Origin of the sequence: Paenibacillus sp. FSL K6-3182 (assembly GCF_037976325.1) — a bacterium.
GTDB lineage: Bacteria > Bacillota > Bacilli > Paenibacillales > Paenibacillaceae > Pristimantibacillus.
Genome location: NZ_CP150265.1, coordinates 6029179 through 6046399, shown reverse-complemented (window position 1 = coordinate 6046399; position 17221 = coordinate 6029179). Strand labels below are relative to the sequence as shown.

General features: G+C 45.6%; 14 protein-coding genes. 7 read left to right on the top strand and 7 right to left on the bottom strand.

Going from position 1 to position 17221, the window contains the following annotated elements; translation table 11 throughout:
- Positions 1-68 precede the first annotated feature (68 nt).
- Genes MHH56_RS26660 through MHH56_RS26650 form a run of 3 tightly spaced genes read right to left on the bottom strand, consistent with a single transcriptional unit; the run spans position 69 to position 3435 of the window.
- Entirely contained in the window at positions 69-1238 is a 1170-nt protein-coding gene (locus MHH56_RS26660; protein ID WP_339204664.1) for a glycosidase, read from the bottom strand.
- Positions 1239-1252: 14 nt separating this feature from the next.
- A complete protein-coding gene (locus MHH56_RS26655; protein WP_339204663.1) occupies positions 1253-2464 on the bottom strand; it encodes an AGE family epimerase/isomerase in 1212 nt (403 codons plus the stop codon).
- Complete coding sequence (locus tag MHH56_RS26650) at positions 2461-3435, bottom strand: 1,4-beta-xylanase (RefSeq protein WP_339204662.1); 975 nt, start codon at positions 3433-3435, stop codon at positions 2461-2463. The genes MHH56_RS26655 and MHH56_RS26650 overlap by 4 nt, the downstream gene beginning before the upstream one ends.
- A gap of 315 nt (positions 3436-3750) precedes the next feature.
- Here MHH56_RS26650 and MHH56_RS26645 point away from each other — a divergent pair, with 315 nt between their 5' ends.
- The 6 genes from MHH56_RS26645 to MHH56_RS26620 all read left to right on the top strand — a co-directional run bounded on the left by MHH56_RS26645 (position 3751) and on the right by MHH56_RS26620 (position 12995).
- On the top strand, positions 3751-5064 hold the full coding sequence (locus tag MHH56_RS26645; RefSeq protein WP_339204660.1) for an extracellular solute-binding protein: 1314 nt from the start codon (positions 3751-3753) through the stop codon (positions 5062-5064).
- Positions 5065-5150: 86 nt separating this feature from the next.
- Entirely contained in the window at positions 5151-6041 is an 891-nt protein-coding gene (locus tag MHH56_RS26640; protein ID WP_076268981.1) for a sugar ABC transporter permease, read from the top strand.
- Positions 6042-6044: 3 nt separating this feature from the next.
- Complete coding sequence (locus MHH56_RS26635) at positions 6045-6875, top strand: carbohydrate ABC transporter permease (RefSeq protein WP_339204659.1); 831 nt, start codon at positions 6045-6047, stop codon at positions 6873-6875.
- Between the two features lie 81 nt (positions 6876-6956).
- On the top strand, positions 6957-7721 hold the full coding sequence (locus MHH56_RS26630; RefSeq protein WP_339204658.1) for a helix-turn-helix domain-containing protein: 765 nt from the start codon (positions 6957-6959) through the stop codon (positions 7719-7721).
- 83 nt (positions 7722-7804) lie between these two features.
- Positions 7805-9667 carry an ABC transporter ATP-binding protein gene (locus tag MHH56_RS26625; protein ID WP_339204656.1) on the top strand — a complete coding sequence of 621 codons (1863 nt, stop codon included), beginning with the start codon at positions 7805-7807 and terminating at the stop codon, positions 9665-9667.
- Positions 9668-9887: 220 nt separating this feature from the next.
- The gene (locus MHH56_RS26620; RefSeq protein ID WP_339209740.1) at positions 9888-12995 is read left to right on the top strand and encodes a glycoside hydrolase family 2 TIM barrel-domain containing protein; all 3108 of its coding nucleotides are present in this window, start codon (positions 9888-9890) and stop codon (positions 12993-12995) included.
- A gap of 50 nt (positions 12996-13045) precedes the next feature.
- On the opposite strand, the gene MHH56_RS26615 is transcribed toward MHH56_RS26620, so the two are convergent.
- From MHH56_RS26615 to MHH56_RS26600, 4 genes are all read right to left on the bottom strand, one after another.
- On the bottom strand, positions 13046-13735 hold the full coding sequence (locus MHH56_RS26615; RefSeq protein WP_076268977.1) for an AIM24 family protein: 690 nt from the start codon (positions 13733-13735) through the stop codon (positions 13046-13048).
- Positions 13732-14217 carry a hypothetical protein gene (locus tag MHH56_RS26610; protein ID WP_339204654.1) on the bottom strand — a complete coding sequence of 162 codons (486 nt, stop codon included), beginning with the start codon at positions 14215-14217 and terminating at the stop codon, positions 13732-13734. Before MHH56_RS26610 ends, MHH56_RS26615 begins: the two co-directional genes overlap by 4 nt.
- Before the next feature lie 177 nt (positions 14218-14394).
- Positions 14395-15393, bottom strand: coding sequence for an aldose 1-epimerase (locus MHH56_RS26605; RefSeq protein ID WP_339204653.1), 999 nt, complete (start codon positions 15391-15393; stop codon positions 14395-14397).
- Between the two features lie 144 nt (positions 15394-15537).
- Complete coding sequence (locus MHH56_RS26600; RefSeq protein ID WP_339204652.1) at positions 15538-15900, bottom strand: LytTR family transcriptional regulator DNA-binding domain-containing protein; 363 nt, start codon at positions 15898-15900, stop codon at positions 15538-15540.
- Between the two features lie 167 nt (positions 15901-16067).
- Here MHH56_RS26600 and MHH56_RS26595 point away from each other — a divergent pair, with 167 nt between their 5' ends.
- Positions 16068-17165, top strand: a complete 1098-nt coding sequence (locus MHH56_RS26595) for a lactonase family protein (RefSeq protein WP_339204650.1) — start codon at positions 16068-16070, stop codon at positions 17163-17165.
- Positions 17166-17221: the final 56 nt, after the last annotated feature.

Below are 17221 nucleotides of genomic sequence, written 5' to 3'. Positions count from 1 at the left end.
AAATGCTCTCTGGGAAGCCCTTTCCTTTAGGCTGGAAAGACTTAAAGTTTCTTGCTTGGTGAAGCGGATTATAGCTGCAAGTTGCGATCAATTAAAGCGATGCGCTGCTCTACACATGCGAAGGAGCGAAGCGGATCTTCCGGTGTGTTTAAGCAATAGTCGAGCAGTTGATCAACGGTAGTTGCAGCAACGTGACAGCGTGTGTCGGAGGAAGCGTAGTAAATATAGACGTTGCCGTTATCTTGTGCGATAAAACCGTTGCAGAAAGCTACGTTCGATACGTCGCCGACACGTTCAATGCCTTCTGGCGCAAGCAAGTGGCCGCCTGGACGATGCGTTACTTTGTTAGGCTCCTGCAAGTCGGATAGGAATGCATAAAGTACATAACGCAAGCCAGCCGCAGTGTTGCGAACGCCGTGAGCAATATGAATCCAGCCTTTGTCCGTCTTAATTGGAGCGGGACCTTGACCGTTTTTTACTTCTTTGATTGTATGATAATGGCGTTCATCAATAATGATCTCACGCTCTACAACTGCGTTCTCGATCGTATCGGATAGTCCCCAGCCAATGCCGCCGCCTGAACCCGTATCGATGAAGCCGTCCTGTGGACGAGTATAGAAGGCGTATTTTCCGTCTACAAATTCAGGGTGAAGCACGACGTTGCGCTGTTGGTTGGACGCTGTTTTTAGATCGGCAAGGCGCTCCCATTGCTTCAAATCCTTCGTTCTTACGATACCGCATTGTGCAATCGCGCTCGACAGATCTCCTTTTGGAGCGGAAGGGTCTTTTCTCTCTGTGCAGAACAGACCATAAATCCAGCCGTCCTCATGTTGAACGAGGCGCATATCATAGACGTTAATATCGGGATCGCTTGTTTCTGGAAGCAAAATAGGGTGGTTCCAGAAGCGGAAACCATCAACGGGGCTGTCACTCTCTGCAATGGCAAAAAATGATTTGCGATCATTGCCTTCAACGCGTGCTACGAGATGGTATTTGCCATTTAAGAAGATTGCGCCTGGATTGAATACGCAATGAACGCCGAGGCGCTCCATGAAATAAGGGTTCGTCTCAGGATTAAAATCATATTTCCAAATCAGCGGAGCATGTTCTGCTGTTAGAACAGGGTGTACGTAACGATCAAAAACGCCGTTGCTAACTTCTGCAGGCTCGTTTTTACGCTGTACGAGCTCCTCATAACGGTCCGTTAGCATTTGCTTGCGTTCATTAAATTTACTCATTGAATATACCTCCATTAGTGTGAAGTTGCTGTACCAGACAAGCGTTCGATCATTTCAAAGCATGCACGACCATTATGATACGGGCATTTCCAAGGGCTAACCTTTTGTAAATTATCGCTTGGAGTTCCATCGCGAGTTACGCTCCAGTGCCATTCGCCATACTGTTTGTCGACGATGAAATTTTCAATGAACTGCCAAGATTTCAAGGCAGCCTCAAGGTATTTCTCATCGCCCGTCATTTGATAAGCATTATAGAAACCAACAACAGCCTCTGCTTGCGGCCACCAATCCTTGTGTGAATCGATGATCCCATCAGGACCTGCCTCATTAAGAAGACCGCCGTCCTCGTCAACGCCTTCATTCAGTGTCGCTTCTGCCATTCGAATAGCAATAGCTTTGGCTTCAGCCAGCAATGCTGCATCTCCAAGCACCTCAGCCGCCTCGACTAGCAGCCAGCTGCCCTCGATATCGTGACCGTAAGAAATGTGCTCGGATCTGCCGTTCCATTTTTCATCGAAAAAAAGGATAAAGTGCGCGTTATCTGGATTAATAATATGTTTAATCGTGATTTCGATTAGTTCTCTCAGCTTGGCATGCAGCACATCCGACTTCCATACCCGGTAAAGGTTCGTATAACCCTCCATGATGTGGAGATGAGTATTCATGGATTTCTTCTCGTTCAAATCCTTTTCACTCAGGCTATTATCGTCGGTTTCCAGCCACTCGCGTGTAAGAGCTTCAAAATAACCTTTATATTGCTCATCATAGCTATATTTCTCAAGCGTATGAAATAGTGAGATCGCTTGCTGAAGCGCAGCTTCAATTCCGGTTGCACGGTAATACTCGGAGTAAGCATAAATAGCAAAGGCTTGACCGTATACCTGCTTTTTCGTTTCGGCTGGGCTGCCAGCTGCGTCGACCATCCAGTATAATCCGCCGTATTCTTGATCTACAAAGTATTTATTTACATATTGATAGGCACTGTTAGCCATTTCAAGATAGTCTTCATTGCCAGTCATGCGATAAGCGGAGGCAAAGGTCCACAAAATACGTGTATTAAGCACCAGGCTTTTGCCAGCTTCATCGTTAACGGTTAGATCTCTGCTGATATTGCCGTAGAAACCGCCTTTTTGCTCATCGATCGTATGTTTCATCCAAAAGCCGAGAATGTTGGATTCCAGCTCCTGCTTGATGCTTGCCAGCCACTGCTCGTTATTTACGTTCATTCGCCCAAACCTCCGTCAATCGATTCAGCTATTTTGGCTGCATAATATTGACGAACGGTTTGTTCTGCTTGCTTGCCATACATACAATAATCGTCGTTAGCACTCGCATCGGCCTCTTCATATAGTCTCGCTGGCCAATCCCAAAGCATAAAGCCGCCAACCCAATCACGTTTGTCCGTATGGGAGAACATCGTCTCGTAGAACTGACGCTGAACCTCTTCGCTTGGCGCGCCTGCAAGTCCCCAATCGTTCGGAATATACTGCGAGCCTTCGCGGCTAGGACAGCCTGCTTCCATGAAGAAAAAAGGCTTGTCGTATTCGGATACGACCTTTTCAATTCGGTTCAGCTGCTCTTCCCAAGCATCGATAGGGTAGTAGCCGCTGGAAGAAATGACATCAACAGCATCCCACCATTTAATTTGGCCTTCTTGATATTTGTCACAGTTGTACGTAACGATGCCGGAATAAACTTTGCGAACTTCTGCGATGAGCTCACGCCATTCCGTTTCTCTGCGATCGGTTTGAACCATTTCGCATCCAACACAAAACATTTCGCAACCTGTTTCTTCGGCAATTTTGGCATAGTGCAAAATGAATGTGGTATAAGAAGCGAACCAGTCAGACCATTTTGGCTCGCAAGGCACATCGAGATCAAAGAAATTAATATGAGCACGCCATGTGCCATCCGCACAATTGACGACCGGCTTCAAACAAACGTTAAGGCCTAGTTCTTTCGCTTTGTGAATGGCGCTAAGAACTTCCTCATCGGTAACCGTAGGCGCCTCGCGAAACTTAATTTCGGTGGAGTGGGCATGATCTTGAAGTGCGCCAAGTGCAATAGCTGTCCAGTTCACGCTTAACCGCTCGGCCATTAATTCCATCGAACGATCCGCTTTTTCGCCAGTCCATGTGCCTCGAATACCTGTCCAGCCCCATGTCATTCCGCCTATATAGGCTGCTTTCGTTGTCATTGGATTCCCCTCACTTTATATTTGGTATTTTTGTTATTACTAATAATATTTTTGTTATATAACAAGTAAACATGATTCTAGTCTTGTTTGCAATACCTTTCTTGAAGAGCAGGCAACTTCATAAAATTGCTTCATTTAATAACACGGAAAGCGGCACGTATATGCACAATAATGAGTGAATATGCGTGAAAAAGCGTTTTCACAAAATGACAGTTGAAGACTATAAATCATATTTTAAACCATTTTAGAACCACATTTTATGAGGTATTATCGACATGTAAGCGGAATCAAAACGAGCTGAGGGGGATTTAGAAAATGAAAAAAGTCATTTCGTTAGCACTTGTTTCTGTAGTTATGCTAACATCGTTAGCTGCATGTGGTGGGAATAACGCAAGCACGAATACACCTACGAACAAGCCGAGCACGGATAACACCGCAACAAACAAACCGGAAAACGGTGGAACAGAAGAAACATCAACGATTAAAGGTGAAGTCGTATTCTTAACAAACCGTACTGACATGATTGACAAACAGTACGTCGATTACGAAAAACGTTTTGAAGACAAATACCCTGGTGTCGATCTAAAATTTGAAGCCATAACGGACTATGATAAAACGTTGAAAATCCGCATCGCTTCCGGAGACTTCCCTGATGTCGTATTTGTACCAACCATTCCAAACGCAGAGCTGCCTAATTATTTCGCTCCGCTTGACGACATTGCATTCTCAGGTGAAATTCATTTCAAGGATTTGAAGGCGCAAGAAGGCAAAATGTATGGCGTATCTTCCGGCGGATCGACAGTCGGTATCGTATACAACAAGAAAGCATTCGAGAAAGCAGGCATTACAGCTCTTCCAAAAACATACGACGAATTTCTAGCTGCATCGCAAAAGCTTAAAGACGCAGGCATCGTGCCGCTTGCATCAAACTTCAAAGATAAATGGCCGCTTGATACTTGGGTATACGATATTCCAACGCTAATCGGCGGAGCTTCTGATCACCAAAACAAACGTGCTGAATCCGAAACACCATACACGCTTGACAATGCTTACGGCAAATCATGGGGAATTCTTCGTGAGCTGTACACAAAAGGTTTCCTAGAAACAGACGTGAACTCGACGAACTGGGAGCAATCGAAAAAAGACGTAGCAACCGGCAAATTCGGTATGTATCTGCTTGGCAACTGGGTAATTAACCAAGTAATTGAAAACGGCGCTCCTGCTGAGGACATTGGCTTCTTCCCATTCCCGGTCGACAACACTGGCGAAGCGAAAGCACCGCTTAACCCGGATTTCTTCTATGCAGTTAACAAAAACGGCAATGTTGAAGCAGGCAAAGCATTCGTACAATGGATGATCGAAGAATCCGGTTATGATGATTTCGCAGGTTTCATTCCAACTTTGAAAGCCAAAGAATCGAAGCTTCCACAGCTTTCGGAATTCAACAGCTTTACCCCTAAATTTTTCGAGCCAGCTGCACCAGTAGATGCAGCGACAGAAATTCAAAACAAAGCTCAGCTTGATCAAGCTGCAGTTGTACAAGAATTCGTATTAGCTAAAGACCCGCAAAAGGTATTGGATAAAGTGAACACAGCGTGGGCGAAAGCGAAAAAAGATTTAGGATTGTAAGGGCTGCGTGCAGGATGGATTACCTTTAACGGTTGTCTATCCTGCACCTTCCGATTAGATAGACGCAGGGAGGATGGGGTTGTCTCATGTTTAGCAGATTGCCTTTTAAAACACAGAAGAACTATGTCATTATTGGCTTCGTCGCATTGCCGCTGCTGCTGCTGCTGACATTCGCCTATTATCCGGCAATGGAACTCATTCGATTAAGCTTTACGAGCTGGGACGGCTTAAGTCAAAACAAACCGTGGATTGGTTGGTCGAACTACAAGGAAGTATTTTCAAATCCAGCTATTTTTGGTGTCTTTAAACATAACTTTGCCTATTTCGCTGTTGGAATTGTACAAAATATCGCCGCGATTTATTTCGCAGTGGTGCTGAACAGCAAGCTGAAGGGGAAAAACTTTTTCAGGCTGCTGCTTTTTTTACCGTACATCCTAAATGGCGTTGCTGTAGCATACTTATTCGGTTACGTATTCGATACGACAAACGGATCATTAAACTATTTGCTAGGACAGCTCGGCTTTGATGCACTCTCCAAAACAAGCTGGCTCGGCAGTGGATCGTTTGTAAACTATACTCTTGCTTCAATTGGCTTCTGGCGCTTTATGGGCTTCAATATGGTCATTTATTTGGCGGCGCTTCAATCGATTCCAAGTGATATTTACGAAGCGGCATCGATTGACGGGGCAAACGGCTGGCAAAAATTTATTAGCATCACGCTGCCGAACATTTATAAAATTATCGAGCTCAATTTGTTCCTAACGGTCACCGGGGCTTTAGAGGTGTTTGATCTGCCTTATATTTTAACCAAGGGCGGGCCGGCAGGATCGAGTGAAACCTTCGTTATGAAAATTGTTGAGACCGCCTTTCAGTTCAACAACTATGGTTTGGCATCCGCAATGAGCGTCGTCTTGTTACTCTTTGTTGTCATTGTATTATCGATTCAGCGGTTTTTGTTGAAAGGAAAGGGGGAATAATCGATGAATAAATCCAATAAGCTTTGGGACACAATCAAGTATTTAAGCCTTCTATTGGCTGCGTTTGCGATTTTGTTCCCGCCTTACATCATCGTCGTCAATGCTTTTAAGACGAAGGATGAATTTCACACGAAATCGACCATCTCCATGCCAGACAGTTTTCTCTATTTTAAAAACTTTGCGCAAGCCTTTAAGCAGGCGGATATGCTCCATGCGTTCGGGAATACGCTGTTCATTATCGCGATCACGCTAATTTTGAACATATTAATCGGATCGGCGTTCTGTTATGCCGTTGGGCGCTTCAATTTCAGATTTAAAGGACCGCTAGTCGGCTTGTTCCTATTCGCCACGATTATTCCAGCGATTACAACGCAAGTCGTCAACTACAAAACGATTCAGGCGCTTGGCTTAACGAATAATTTGATGGGACCTGTACTAATCTATGTAGGCGCAGATATTTTGCAAATCTACATTTATCTGCAATTCATTAGAAATATCCCTTATGAATTAGATGAAAGCGCGATGATCGAGGGTGCTTCATTGATTCGTATTTTCCGCTCCATCATCTTCCCGCTGCTTGCGCCAGCGACAGCGACAATCATTATTTTGAAAACAATCAGCATCTATAATGACATGTTTATTCCGCTCCTGTATCTGCCTAGGGCCGAACATGTCGTCGTATCAACGTCACTCATGCGCTTCTTCGGGGTCAACAGCGGGGACTGGCAAATGATATCCTCAGCCATTCTTATCATTATGATTCCTACCGCAATTCTTTATGTGTTCTTGCAAAAATATATTTTCGCGGGTGTGACAAGCGGTGCGGTTAAATAAACCGTCCGCTTTCTTTTCATTGCAGATGTACCGATTTTAGCACAAACTAGAAGAGGAACACGCGGGGAGGAGCGAGCAGGATTGTTGAACATTATGATCGCGGATGATGAAGAATTCATAAGGCTGGGTCTAGAAAAAATATTAACGAAAATGGATTTGGACATCAAAGTTATCGGCTCCTACAGCAACGGAATGGACGCTTGGGCGCAAATTTCGAAGCTCAGTGAAGGCGAGCTGGATGTGCTGATTACCGATATAAAGATGCCGATGATGGACGGTTTGCGCCTTATTGAGCACTTGCGCGATAAGTCGATTGATACGATTGTGCTCAGCGGATTTAGTGAATTTGAATATGCGCGCAAGGCTCTTCGCTCGGGCGTGCGGGATTATTTGCTCAAGCCGGTGGACAAGGCGAACTTGTACGACATACTGGTTAAGATTGAGCAGGAGCGCAGCGAAAACGGGCAAACATCGGAATCAACGGTATCTGCTCCAGCACAAGAGACGATCTCGAAGGAAAAAGAGCATCATGTTATTGAGCAAATGAAAACGATTTTGGAGCAAGAATACGGCAAAAACTTCGAAATGGAGCGTATCGCTGACACCGTCGGCATGAGCGCCAATTATTTGAGCCGCTTATTTAAGCAGGAGACGGGCATGACGCTGACAGACTATTTGATCGACATTCGAATAGAGAAGGCAAAGCAGTTTTTGAGCGATCATCCAAATTTGAAAAATTACGAAATATCACAGCTGGTCGGCTATAGTGATCCTGTTTACTTTAACAAGCTTTTTAAGAAAATGGTCGGTGAAACGCCAAAGGATTATAAAGCTAAGCACCACTAGCATTGAAGAACAAAATTGAATATAAGAAGTGCAATATCGCACATTTACAGGAAGGTGGAATGAGCGTAAGATGATGCGGTAGCTTGCCGGATTTAGAATGGTTGGACAGCATGCAGAGCTGCAGAAGGATGGAGAGAGAAATGTCAGAGAGGGTTGTAAAAACTCAGCTTGGTGCTGCAAAGGGACTAGCGAGCACATTTGAAAACGCGGCACTAGAGGAAAATGCCAGCCCGTTGAAGTTTTTATTGTCATTATACAAAGGCAACTTTGCCAATCTATTGATTTCATTATTATTTTTGTTCATCAAAAGCGCGCCAATTTATGTGCTGCCAATTGTAACAGCTAATATTATCAACATTGCGACGAATCCAGCAAAATATCCGCTAAGCGGCATTTGGATTAACTTTGTTATTATTTTGATCGTCATCCTGCAGAACATACCAACCCATGCTGCTTACATTTCTTTTTTGAGCCGTGCGGTAAGATATGTAGAAGCGGGACTTCGCAGCGCGCTTGTGCGCAAGCTGCAGCAGTTGTCCATTAATCAACACAGGGAACTGCCTGCGGGCAAGCTGCAATCGAAAGTGCTGCGCGATGTCGAAGCGGTTGAGATGATGTCAAAGCAGTTCATGATTGCTTTGGCGCCGGCTGTCGTTAACATTATCGTATCGTTTATTATAACGCTGAACAGCAGCTGGATTGTGTCGTTGTTTTTTATACTGACCATTCCAATGTCCATAACGATCGTAACGATTTTTAGGCGCAAAATCCGTAAATCGAACAAGGAATTCCGTAAAGAAATAGAACAAATGTCCTCTCGCGTGTCAGAGATGGTCGAGATGATTCCGATTACGCGCGCACACGGCTTGGAGAAGGTAGAGATCGCACGTATTGACCAGACACTGAACAACATTCAAGGCAAAGGGTATCGGCTGGATTTGGTGGAGGCGTATTTTGGCTCAACAAACTGGGTGACGTTTCAAATTTTCCAGGTGCTTTGTTTAATTTTCACGGCATACTTAGCTTACAATGGGCAAATTCAGGTTGGCGACGTCGTTATGTACCAAGGTTTTTTTGCGATGATTTTGGCTTCCGTTACTGGTCTCATTAACATTTATCCGCAAATTGCAAAAGGTCTTGAATCGATTCATTCCATTAAAGAGATTTTGGTATCGACCGATATTGAAAATAATAGCGGCAAAAGAAAAGTTGCCGATGTACGAGGCGAATTTTCTTTCGAGGGTGTAGAGCTTTCATATCCGGGCAGTGAACATCATGTGCTTGAGGATGTTACCCTCGAAGTTGAAGCAGGGGAATGTATTGCATTTGTTGGCGCATCCGGCGCAGGCAAATCAACAGTGCTCAATCTAGTTATCGGCTTCCTGCAGCCAACGGGCGGGAAAGTGCTGATGGACGGCATTGATTTGGCGGACATTGATCTACGCAGCTATCGCAAGCATTTGGCGGTCGTGCCGCAAACGAATATTTTGTTCTCAGGTACGATTCGAGACAATATTACGTATGGCCTTCGCGACATTACTGATGAGCAAGTGAATCGTGTTGTTGAGATGGCTAACCTATCCGAGTTTATCGGGCAGCTGCCGGATGGCCTCGACACAATGGTTGGCGAACATGGCGGCAAGCTGTCTGGCGGGCAGCGTCAGCGGATTGCGATTGCACGTGCGCTTGTACGCGAGCCAAAAATTATTATTTTGGATGAAGCCACCTCAGCACTCGACAACGAGTCAGAATTTCATGTTCAGAAGGCGATGCAGGAGCTGATTAAAGGCCGCACGACATTTATTGTCGCTCACCGCCTGTCGACGATTCGTGATGCAGATCGTATTGTCGTCATGAAGCATGGACGTATTGTTGAGGTAGGCACTTTCGATGAGCTGATGGCAAGCAAAGGCGAGTTTTATAATTTGAAGCAGCTGCAGCTCTAGAAGAGGCAGGTCTGCTTCTGAAATGGCGGTTAAGGCTGATCGGGTGTTTTTACCCCGGTCAGCTTTTTTTTTGGCTTTACGCTTCCAATCACGAGCGCCGTTTGTATCGTAATGTTCATATTTTTATAGAAGATATGAAAATTGTTTTATGATATGAGAAATAGCAATGCCTTATAATGTGAATATCATATCCATTAATAGTGATGAGGTGCTTGATTTTATGCGAAAAAAGCTAGTATATTCGCCGCCGGCCAACGGTTACCCGGAGTGGAACAATAACCCTGAGATTTATCGTTTGAACCGTATGGATGCGCATGCTTCGTTAATGCCCTTCGATACGATAGAGGAGGCATGGGATGGCGATCATAACAAGTCTTCGAATTATTTGTCGCTGAACGGCCAGTGGAAATTTGCATTTGCAGAGAATGCCGAATCACGAATCGCCAACTTTTATAAAGCTGATTATGATCATAGCCAGTGGGACAGCATTACGGTTCCCGCGCATTGGCAGCTGCAGGGCTATGATTATCCGCAATATACGAATGTTAGATATCCTTGGGATGGCAACGAGGACATAAAGCCGCCGTTTGCCCCTACTGCATATAATCCAGTTGGTTCATATGCTCGTACTTTTACAGTACCTTCCGAGTGGGATGGTAAACCTGTATTTATCAGTTTCCAAGGTGTGGAGTCGGCTTTCTATGTATGGCTGAACGGAGAGCTTGTTGGTTTTAGCCAAGATACGTTTACACCCTCCGAGTTCGATCTAACCCCTTACCTTGCAGTCGGTGAGAATAAGCTGGCCGTAGAGGTTTATCGTTGGAGCGACGCAAGCTGGCTGGAGGATCAAGATTTTTGGCGAATGAGCGGTATTTTCCGAGATGTCTACTTGTACTCCACTCCAGAGGCACATATCTATGACTATTTTGTACATACAGAGCTTGATGAGCAGTGCCTTGACGCAGATCTGATTGTTGATGCGAAGCTGCTTAACTATTTTTTAAGGCCAATTGGCGAAATAACGCTAGAGGCAGCGCTATATGATGTGAATCGAGCTGCCGTATTTCCAAGCCCGCTGACGATCCAAACGCAGGTGGAAGGCGAGGATCTTACTTCTGTTCAACTGCGCGCCGCTGTTTCAAATCCGCTCAAATGGAGTGCTGAGCAGCCGAATTTATATACGTTGATACTTAGCTTGAAATCAGAGGACGGCACGCTGCTTGAAGCGATAAGCTGCAAGGTCGGTTTCCGCAAGTTTGAGATTAAAGATGGCCTGATGCAAATCAATGGACGCCGGATCATGTTCAAAGGGGTAAATCGCCACGAATTTTCATGCGATACAGGCCGTGCGATTAATGAAGCGGATATGCGCAAAGATATTGAACTCATGAAGCAATATAATATCAATGCCGTCCGCACTTCACATTATCCGAACAACTCGCTCTGGTACAGGCTTTGTGATGAATATGGGCTGTATGTCATTGACGAGACGAATCTGGAAACGCATGGTTCTTGGACTTATGGACAGAAGGAGCTTGGCGAGACTGTGCCAGGAAGCAGACCGGAATGGACAGGGGCTGTGCTCGATCGCTGCAATTCGATGATGCAAAGAGACAAAAACCATGCGTCTATCGTCATCTGGTCGCTTGGAAATGAAGCATTTGGCGGAGACAATTTCGTAAAAATGCATGATTTTTTACGTGAAGCTGATCCGTCGCGCGTCGTTCATTATGAGGGAGTGTTTCACTACCGCGAATCGGATGCAGCTTCTGATATCGAGAGCCATATGTATACGAGTCCTCAGGGCGTTGAACAGTATGCGCGAAGCAATCCGAAAAAACCTTATATTTTATGCGAGTACAGTCATGCGATGGGCAATTCCTGCGGGGGCTTGCATGTGTATTGGGAGGTTTTTGAGAAGTATCCTGTGTTGCAGGGCGGCTTCATATGGGATTGGATCGATCAGGCCATCCGAGTAACAGACGAGAGCGGCACAGTGAAAATGATGTATGGAGGCGACTTTGGCGAATCGCCGCATGATGGCAATTTCTGCGGCAACGGCCTTATTTTCGCAGATCGTACAGTGTCGCCTAAGCTTCAAGAGGTGAAGAAGGTATACCAAAATGCCAAGTTTGAAGCGATTGATCTGAAGAATGGCACCATTAAGGTGACCAATCGTCATTTATTCAGCGCTTTAAATAGCTTTACACTTGCTTGGCAAGTAGTGATTAACGGTGTTTCTGTGGAAGCAGGCACGGTAGAAGCGGCCGCACAACCTGAGAGTGAGGAAACGTTAACGATTCCTTACACGCTGCCTAAGCTTTCTTCCATTTCGGAAGAGGCTGTATTAACGGTACAGCTGCTGCTGAAGGAGCAAACCCTCTGGGCAGAAGCGGGTCATGAAATCGCGTTTGAGCAATTTGTGCTGCCTGCGCCTATTGAGCCGATTATTGGTCTTGTACAAGCTAAGCCTGCTGTTCATGCTGAACAGTCGGCAGCGGCGGTGATTGTAAGCGGTGAATGCTTCACTGCGCAATTTGATCTAGCAAATGGCAGCCTTACTTCCTATGTGTGGAATGGCTCAGAGCGGTTATTGCAAGGATTGACTCCGAACTTCTGGCGTGCCTACACGGATAATGATCGCGGCAATCAGCAGCATATACGCTGTGCAACATGGCGAGAAGCGGGGACAGAGCGCGTTCTGCAAGCGATGACTTGGGAGCTTGAGGCAAGCAGTGTAACAATTAATGTGCAGTATAGCTTGCCTACTACAACGGAATCCATGCTGTCGTTAATTTACAAAGTAAGTGCAGATGGTGAGATCAATATATACGAGAAGCTGCAGCCTGGGGCAGATTTACCGGAAATTCCGGAAATCGGCATGCTCTTCCAGATGCCAGCATCATTTGATCAAGTAAGCTGGTATGGCAAAGGTCCAGACGAGACGTATTGGGATCGCCAAACGGGAGGCAAGCTTGGGCTTTACGCTGGCAGCGTTCAGGATCAGCTCGTATCGTATATCAGGCCACAGGAATGCGGCAATAAGATGGACGTTCGCCATGCTGCGGTTACGAATGCAAAGGGCGAGGGTCTCGTGCTGAAGGGCGCGCCGCATTTTGAACTAAATGTACTGCCTTATACGCCATTGGAGCTGGAGGCGCATGATCATATTCATCTGCTGCCACCAAGCAACAAAACAGTCGTGCGCGTCAACCATAAGCAAACCGGCGTGGGCGGACATGATAGCTGGGGACAGCTTCCGGAGAAGGAATACATTCTGTTTGCGAACCAAGCATTCTCCCATCAGTTTTCGATTAAAGGGATATAAAATAAAAAGAGGCTTGTCTTCCGTCTGCTGACGGTCGGCTGGCCTCTGTTTTATTTGATATAGATGCCGCCAAACGGCAGCACTTCGCGAAGAATTCTTTTGATAAAGCCGCCGTTTTGCAGCTGCTCCTCCAGTTCGGCATCGCGGGAGCCTGTTTGGATAAGTACTGGACCGGTGCCGCGAATTTCCCACTGCACATTCATATGCTGGCTTGCGAGCTTGTTGCCGTAAACGGACAGCTGGATGGAAGCATGCTCTGGATATGCGACGAGTGCTCCAGTCTCAACATACAAAGGACGATCCGGATGGAGCTGAATGGATTTCACATCTCCAGCGGTAATGATTCCGAGCAAGCCTGGTCCGGAAAATCGCATTCGCACAAATTCCTTCGTAATCCATGCGTTTTTGAGCTTCTGCACGACAGACTTTAGCTTCATGCCGTCCGAGAAAAAGATAATATGCCTGAAATCGAACAGCAAGTCGCTTTTCTCATCGATGTGCAGCGTTTCGAGCGAGCAGCCTGCAGGCAAGCCGACAATGAATTCGGCCGGTCCAGAAATAAGGGAGCGAATCCAGCGTTTCTTGCGATACATGCCAGCCAAATCCATGAAACGATCCTCGCGATTTTGCGGATCGCCTTGGAAGGCGATGATTGATTTTGGATGCAGAACATGAAGCTTGTCCGCAGTATCAAGGGTGAGATGCACATGGCCGACTTGGGCAGGAACGGTTATTTTCATCCGCTAATTCCTCTGCTGCCTTTGCTGTCTCTACTGCTTGTGCTGCGCTGCTTGCGCCATACGACATAACGCCAAACTCTCAGGGATACGATATAAGCAACAAAAACAGCTGCGATTATAATGACAGTATTAATAAGCTTGCTTATAAACGATTGTTTGTCCTGCTTCATGCGATCCATCTCGGCTTGCAGCTCGGCATTTTGCGCGATAAGCTGATTGTTTTGTTCAAGCAGTTCCTTTTGCTTAAGCGCATATTCTGCCGCAGCCTTTGCGGATTCCTCAAGCTGCTGCTGCTGCTCAGCAAGTGCTTCTGTGGCTTCAATATACTGCTGCTGAAGCTCGCTTATTTTCTCAGGTGTATTGTAAATGTCTTTGATTCGATCAATTAAACCTGCGTGGACAGTTGGTTGTGGAATGATGATGAGAATAAAGGATAAGAAGCTTGTAATGACAAGTGCTTTCCATAATGATTGCCGCATCATATTCTCCCTTCAGTTTTCGACATAAGAGGGGCTGATGCTTACATTTTACAGCCTTTCTCGACAATAGTCACTCCTGTCCTGTATTTGGATGGAAAAAATGATTCGGCTTCGTTAAAAATCAATTTCTACATAAAAAAAAAGATAGCAGCGCAATGGCTGCTATCCTTTGATCAGTTCCTATTTTCTAACGTACAAGCGGCTCGTTTCTTCCCAAATGCCGCCCGGCTCAAGTGAGACAAGCCCGATTTGCTCAGCTGGCAAGTTCACATTTGGCGCATTGACGAGATTCAGCTGCGGCTCCGGACAGAAGAAGCCTGGCGTAGCGTTGTTGTTCCAAATCATCCACTGCTTGTAAGCCGTTCCAATATCGTAGACTAATGTTACGCCATTGCGTGTATCGGTCAGCTCCATCGCGTTGCGGCCATTTTGCGGCTCGGTTGTGTAGTGATTATCCATCGGCTCCCAGAATGGGGAGATGCCTGTTGTTTTCATGGCTTCCTCGTCTGCAACTAGCGTCTGGTAATTGCCTGTTGGCAGCATACGCTCGTTAAGCTCCCAGCGTTTGCCGGTTGTTAGCGTGAAGCGGTAATCATCTGCTGTACTATTCGCTGCGAACGGAGCATTGATCGTTGTATGGAAAGCGATCAAGCAAGGCATAGCGTCCGTTCCTTCATTATGTACCGATACATGCTGCAGTAGACCAGTATCATTTAATGCATAACGAAGTTTAATGGTGAAGCGATGCGGCAAATACGTGTAGATCGGGTGGCTTTCATCGATTGAAATTTTGAGCGATACGTAGCTTTCCGTTTTGTTTGTCCCAAAATCCTCGACACTCCAAGCTGCTGTATGGAAAAATCCGTGCAAATGGTTGCCCGTTTTTGCTTCGTTAACTGGAAAGTTATACGTTCTGCCGTTCCATGTAAAAGTACCATCTTCATAACGGTTTGGAGGGAACAGAACTGGGATGCCGTGAATGCCCGGATTCTCTCTGAAGCTATCCATTTCCTCTAGGGATGGTTCGCGAAGGAAGGTATAGTTGTTTGCTTTATCGCGAAACGCAATAAGATTGGCACCAACTGCTGGCAATACAGCTGCTTCATATGCGCCCCATTGCAGCCATACAGCTTGCTCATCATGAAATAATTTTTCAAATGCTTGTCCTTGCGTAGACATGGTAGTCCTCCTAAAAGTGATTAATAATTGACTTCATTTGTGCGAAAAATATAATAATATTCAACTTTAGAATAGCAGGACAGTAGACAACAAACAACCGCCCTATTCCGATAATAGCGAAAAATGGGGCGGTTGTATGTACAACTATTTTGTTATCCGATATTCTTTGTTTGAAGCACGCTGTGAAAACAGCTGTTGGATGACGAATTGCTTGCGGCGATTTACGGTTACTTGCTTAGAGTCTGTTATTTCGGAGTCAAAATAAATCGTACCAGCATCAATCGTCTTGATTTTTCCGATATTGATGTAGCAATTAGAGCTGACTTGATAGAAGCTGTGTTCGTTAGTCAACTGGCTAATCTGTTCGGCAGTCATTCGTCTCTTTATATTATAGTTTCTGCCATGGAAGCTAACGAGTCCTTGCATACCGAGCTTGAAATAGAGCACGTCCGTCTCCAAATCGAAATCCTCATACACATTCCGTTCGCTCATTACAACATTCATCATCTCAATTCCCCCTTTAGAAATGTGAATCGCTGAATTTGTTAGCGCTTACATTGTAACATGTCACAATAGTATTTGTGAAGTCTTTTATAAAAAAAAGACATTGTTTGATGAAGCCGCTTATGCTATGGTCACTGTAAAGCCAAAAAGTCAGAGAGGCAGGGTAAAAAATGAGCAATTTAAAGGAACAACCGACACCCATAAATATCCTTTATATCGGGTCATATGGAACAGCGGAGGAATCAACGATTCATGTGTGTGCGTTTGACGAAACGACAGGTGAGTTAACGATATTGCAGCATCTTAGCGGGCTCGAAAACGCTTCTTATTTGACTTTAAATCCAAATGGCGGCAGCTTATATGCGGCTAGTGAAACTGAAGTAACCGGTGATGCCAGCGGTGGCTCAGTCGCTTCGTTTGAGATTGATAAAGCAACGGGCTTGCTGAAACCTACAGGCAACCGCTTGCTTACATATGGCGCTCATCCTTGCTACATTAGCACGGACAAAGCGGGGCAGGTGCTCTTAGCTGCCAATTATACAGGCGGAAACGTTGCATTATTACCGATTAAGGCTGATGGCGGGCTGGAGGCGGCAACATCTGTTCAGCAAAATGCTGGTGAGCTCGGACCAAACGCAGCAAGGCAGGATGCACCGCATGCTCATTGCATCATTCCGTTTGGTTCTTCTTATGTATGTGCAGTCGATTTGGGTATCGATGCGATCGTTATTTATCGCTATGATGAGGAACGGCGCTCGCTTATTCCTCATGGGATTAGCAAGGTCCACCGTGGTGCTGGTCCACGTCACTTGATTTTCCATCCTCATTTAAAAACAGGCTACGTGATGAATGAGCTGGATTCGACGATTACACAATTTGATGTGGATGCGGAACTGGGCGCATTAACAGCAAACCAGGTGATATCAGCATTGCCAGCGGACTACAATGGATATAACGATTCAGCGGATATTCATTTAGGAGTTTCGGGACGCTTTTTGTACAGCTCTAACCGTGGTCATAATAGTATTGCTGTATTTGCAGTGGATCAAGGAAACGGACAGCTCTCGCTTATTCAGCATATCGATTGCGGCGGAGAGTCACCGCGAAATTTTGTCCTTACGCCAAGCGGCGATCATTTACTCGTTGCTCATCAGAAGACAGGCAATATTACTGTATTCTCAGTAAATGCGGAAAGTGGGCTGCTGTCCAAGCTGGATTCGGAGCTAGAGCTGCCTAGTCCTGTGTGCATGAAGTTTGCAATAGCTTAGTTCATGCTTGCTGCTCGTTTCGTTGAGGGGAACGAGTGTTTTTCGTTAAGAAAGGC

What these genes read in the sequence shown, in the direction of transcription:
- MHH56_RS26605 (WP_339204653.1), bottom strand. Translation starts at nt 15,393, where the DNA reads ATGTCTACGCAAGGACAAGCATTTGAAAAATTATTTCATGATGAGCAA.
- MHH56_RS26640 (WP_076268981.1), top strand. Translation starts at nt 5,151, where the DNA reads ATGTTTAGCAGATTGCCTTTTAAAACACAGAAGAACTATGTCATTATT.
- MHH56_RS26645 (WP_339204660.1), top strand. Translation starts at nt 3,751, where the DNA reads ATGAAAAAAGTCATTTCGTTAGCACTTGTTTCTGTAGTTATGCTAACA.
- MHH56_RS26655 (WP_339204663.1), bottom strand. Translation starts at nt 2,464, where the DNA reads ATGAACGTAAATAACGAGCAGTGGCTGGCAAGCATCAAGCAGGAGCTG.
- MHH56_RS26650 (WP_339204662.1), bottom strand. Translation starts at nt 3,435, where the DNA reads ATGACAACGAAAGCAGCCTATATAGGCGGAATGACATGGGGCTGGACA.
- MHH56_RS26615 (WP_076268977.1), bottom strand. Translation starts at nt 13,735, where the DNA reads ATGAAAATAACCGTTCCTGCCCAAGTCGGCCATGTGCATCTCACCCTT.
- MHH56_RS26620 (WP_339209740.1), top strand. Translation starts at nt 9,888, where the DNA reads ATGCGAAAAAAGCTAGTATATTCGCCGCCGGCCAACGGTTACCCGGAG.
- MHH56_RS26610 (WP_339204654.1), bottom strand. Translation starts at nt 14,217, where the DNA reads ATGATGCGGCAATCATTATGGAAAGCACTTGTCATTACAAGCTTCTTA.
- MHH56_RS26600 (WP_339204652.1), bottom strand. Translation starts at nt 15,900, where the DNA reads ATGATGAATGTTGTAATGAGCGAACGGAATGTGTATGAGGATTTCGAT.
- MHH56_RS26660 (WP_339204664.1), bottom strand. Translation starts at nt 1,238, where the DNA reads ATGAGTAAATTTAATGAACGCAAGCAAATGCTAACGGACCGTTATGAG.
- MHH56_RS26595 (WP_339204650.1), top strand. Translation starts at nt 16,068, where the DNA reads ATGAGCAATTTAAAGGAACAACCGACACCCATAAATATCCTTTATATC.
- MHH56_RS26635 (WP_339204659.1), top strand. Translation starts at nt 6,045, where the DNA reads ATGAATAAATCCAATAAGCTTTGGGACACAATCAAGTATTTAAGCCTT.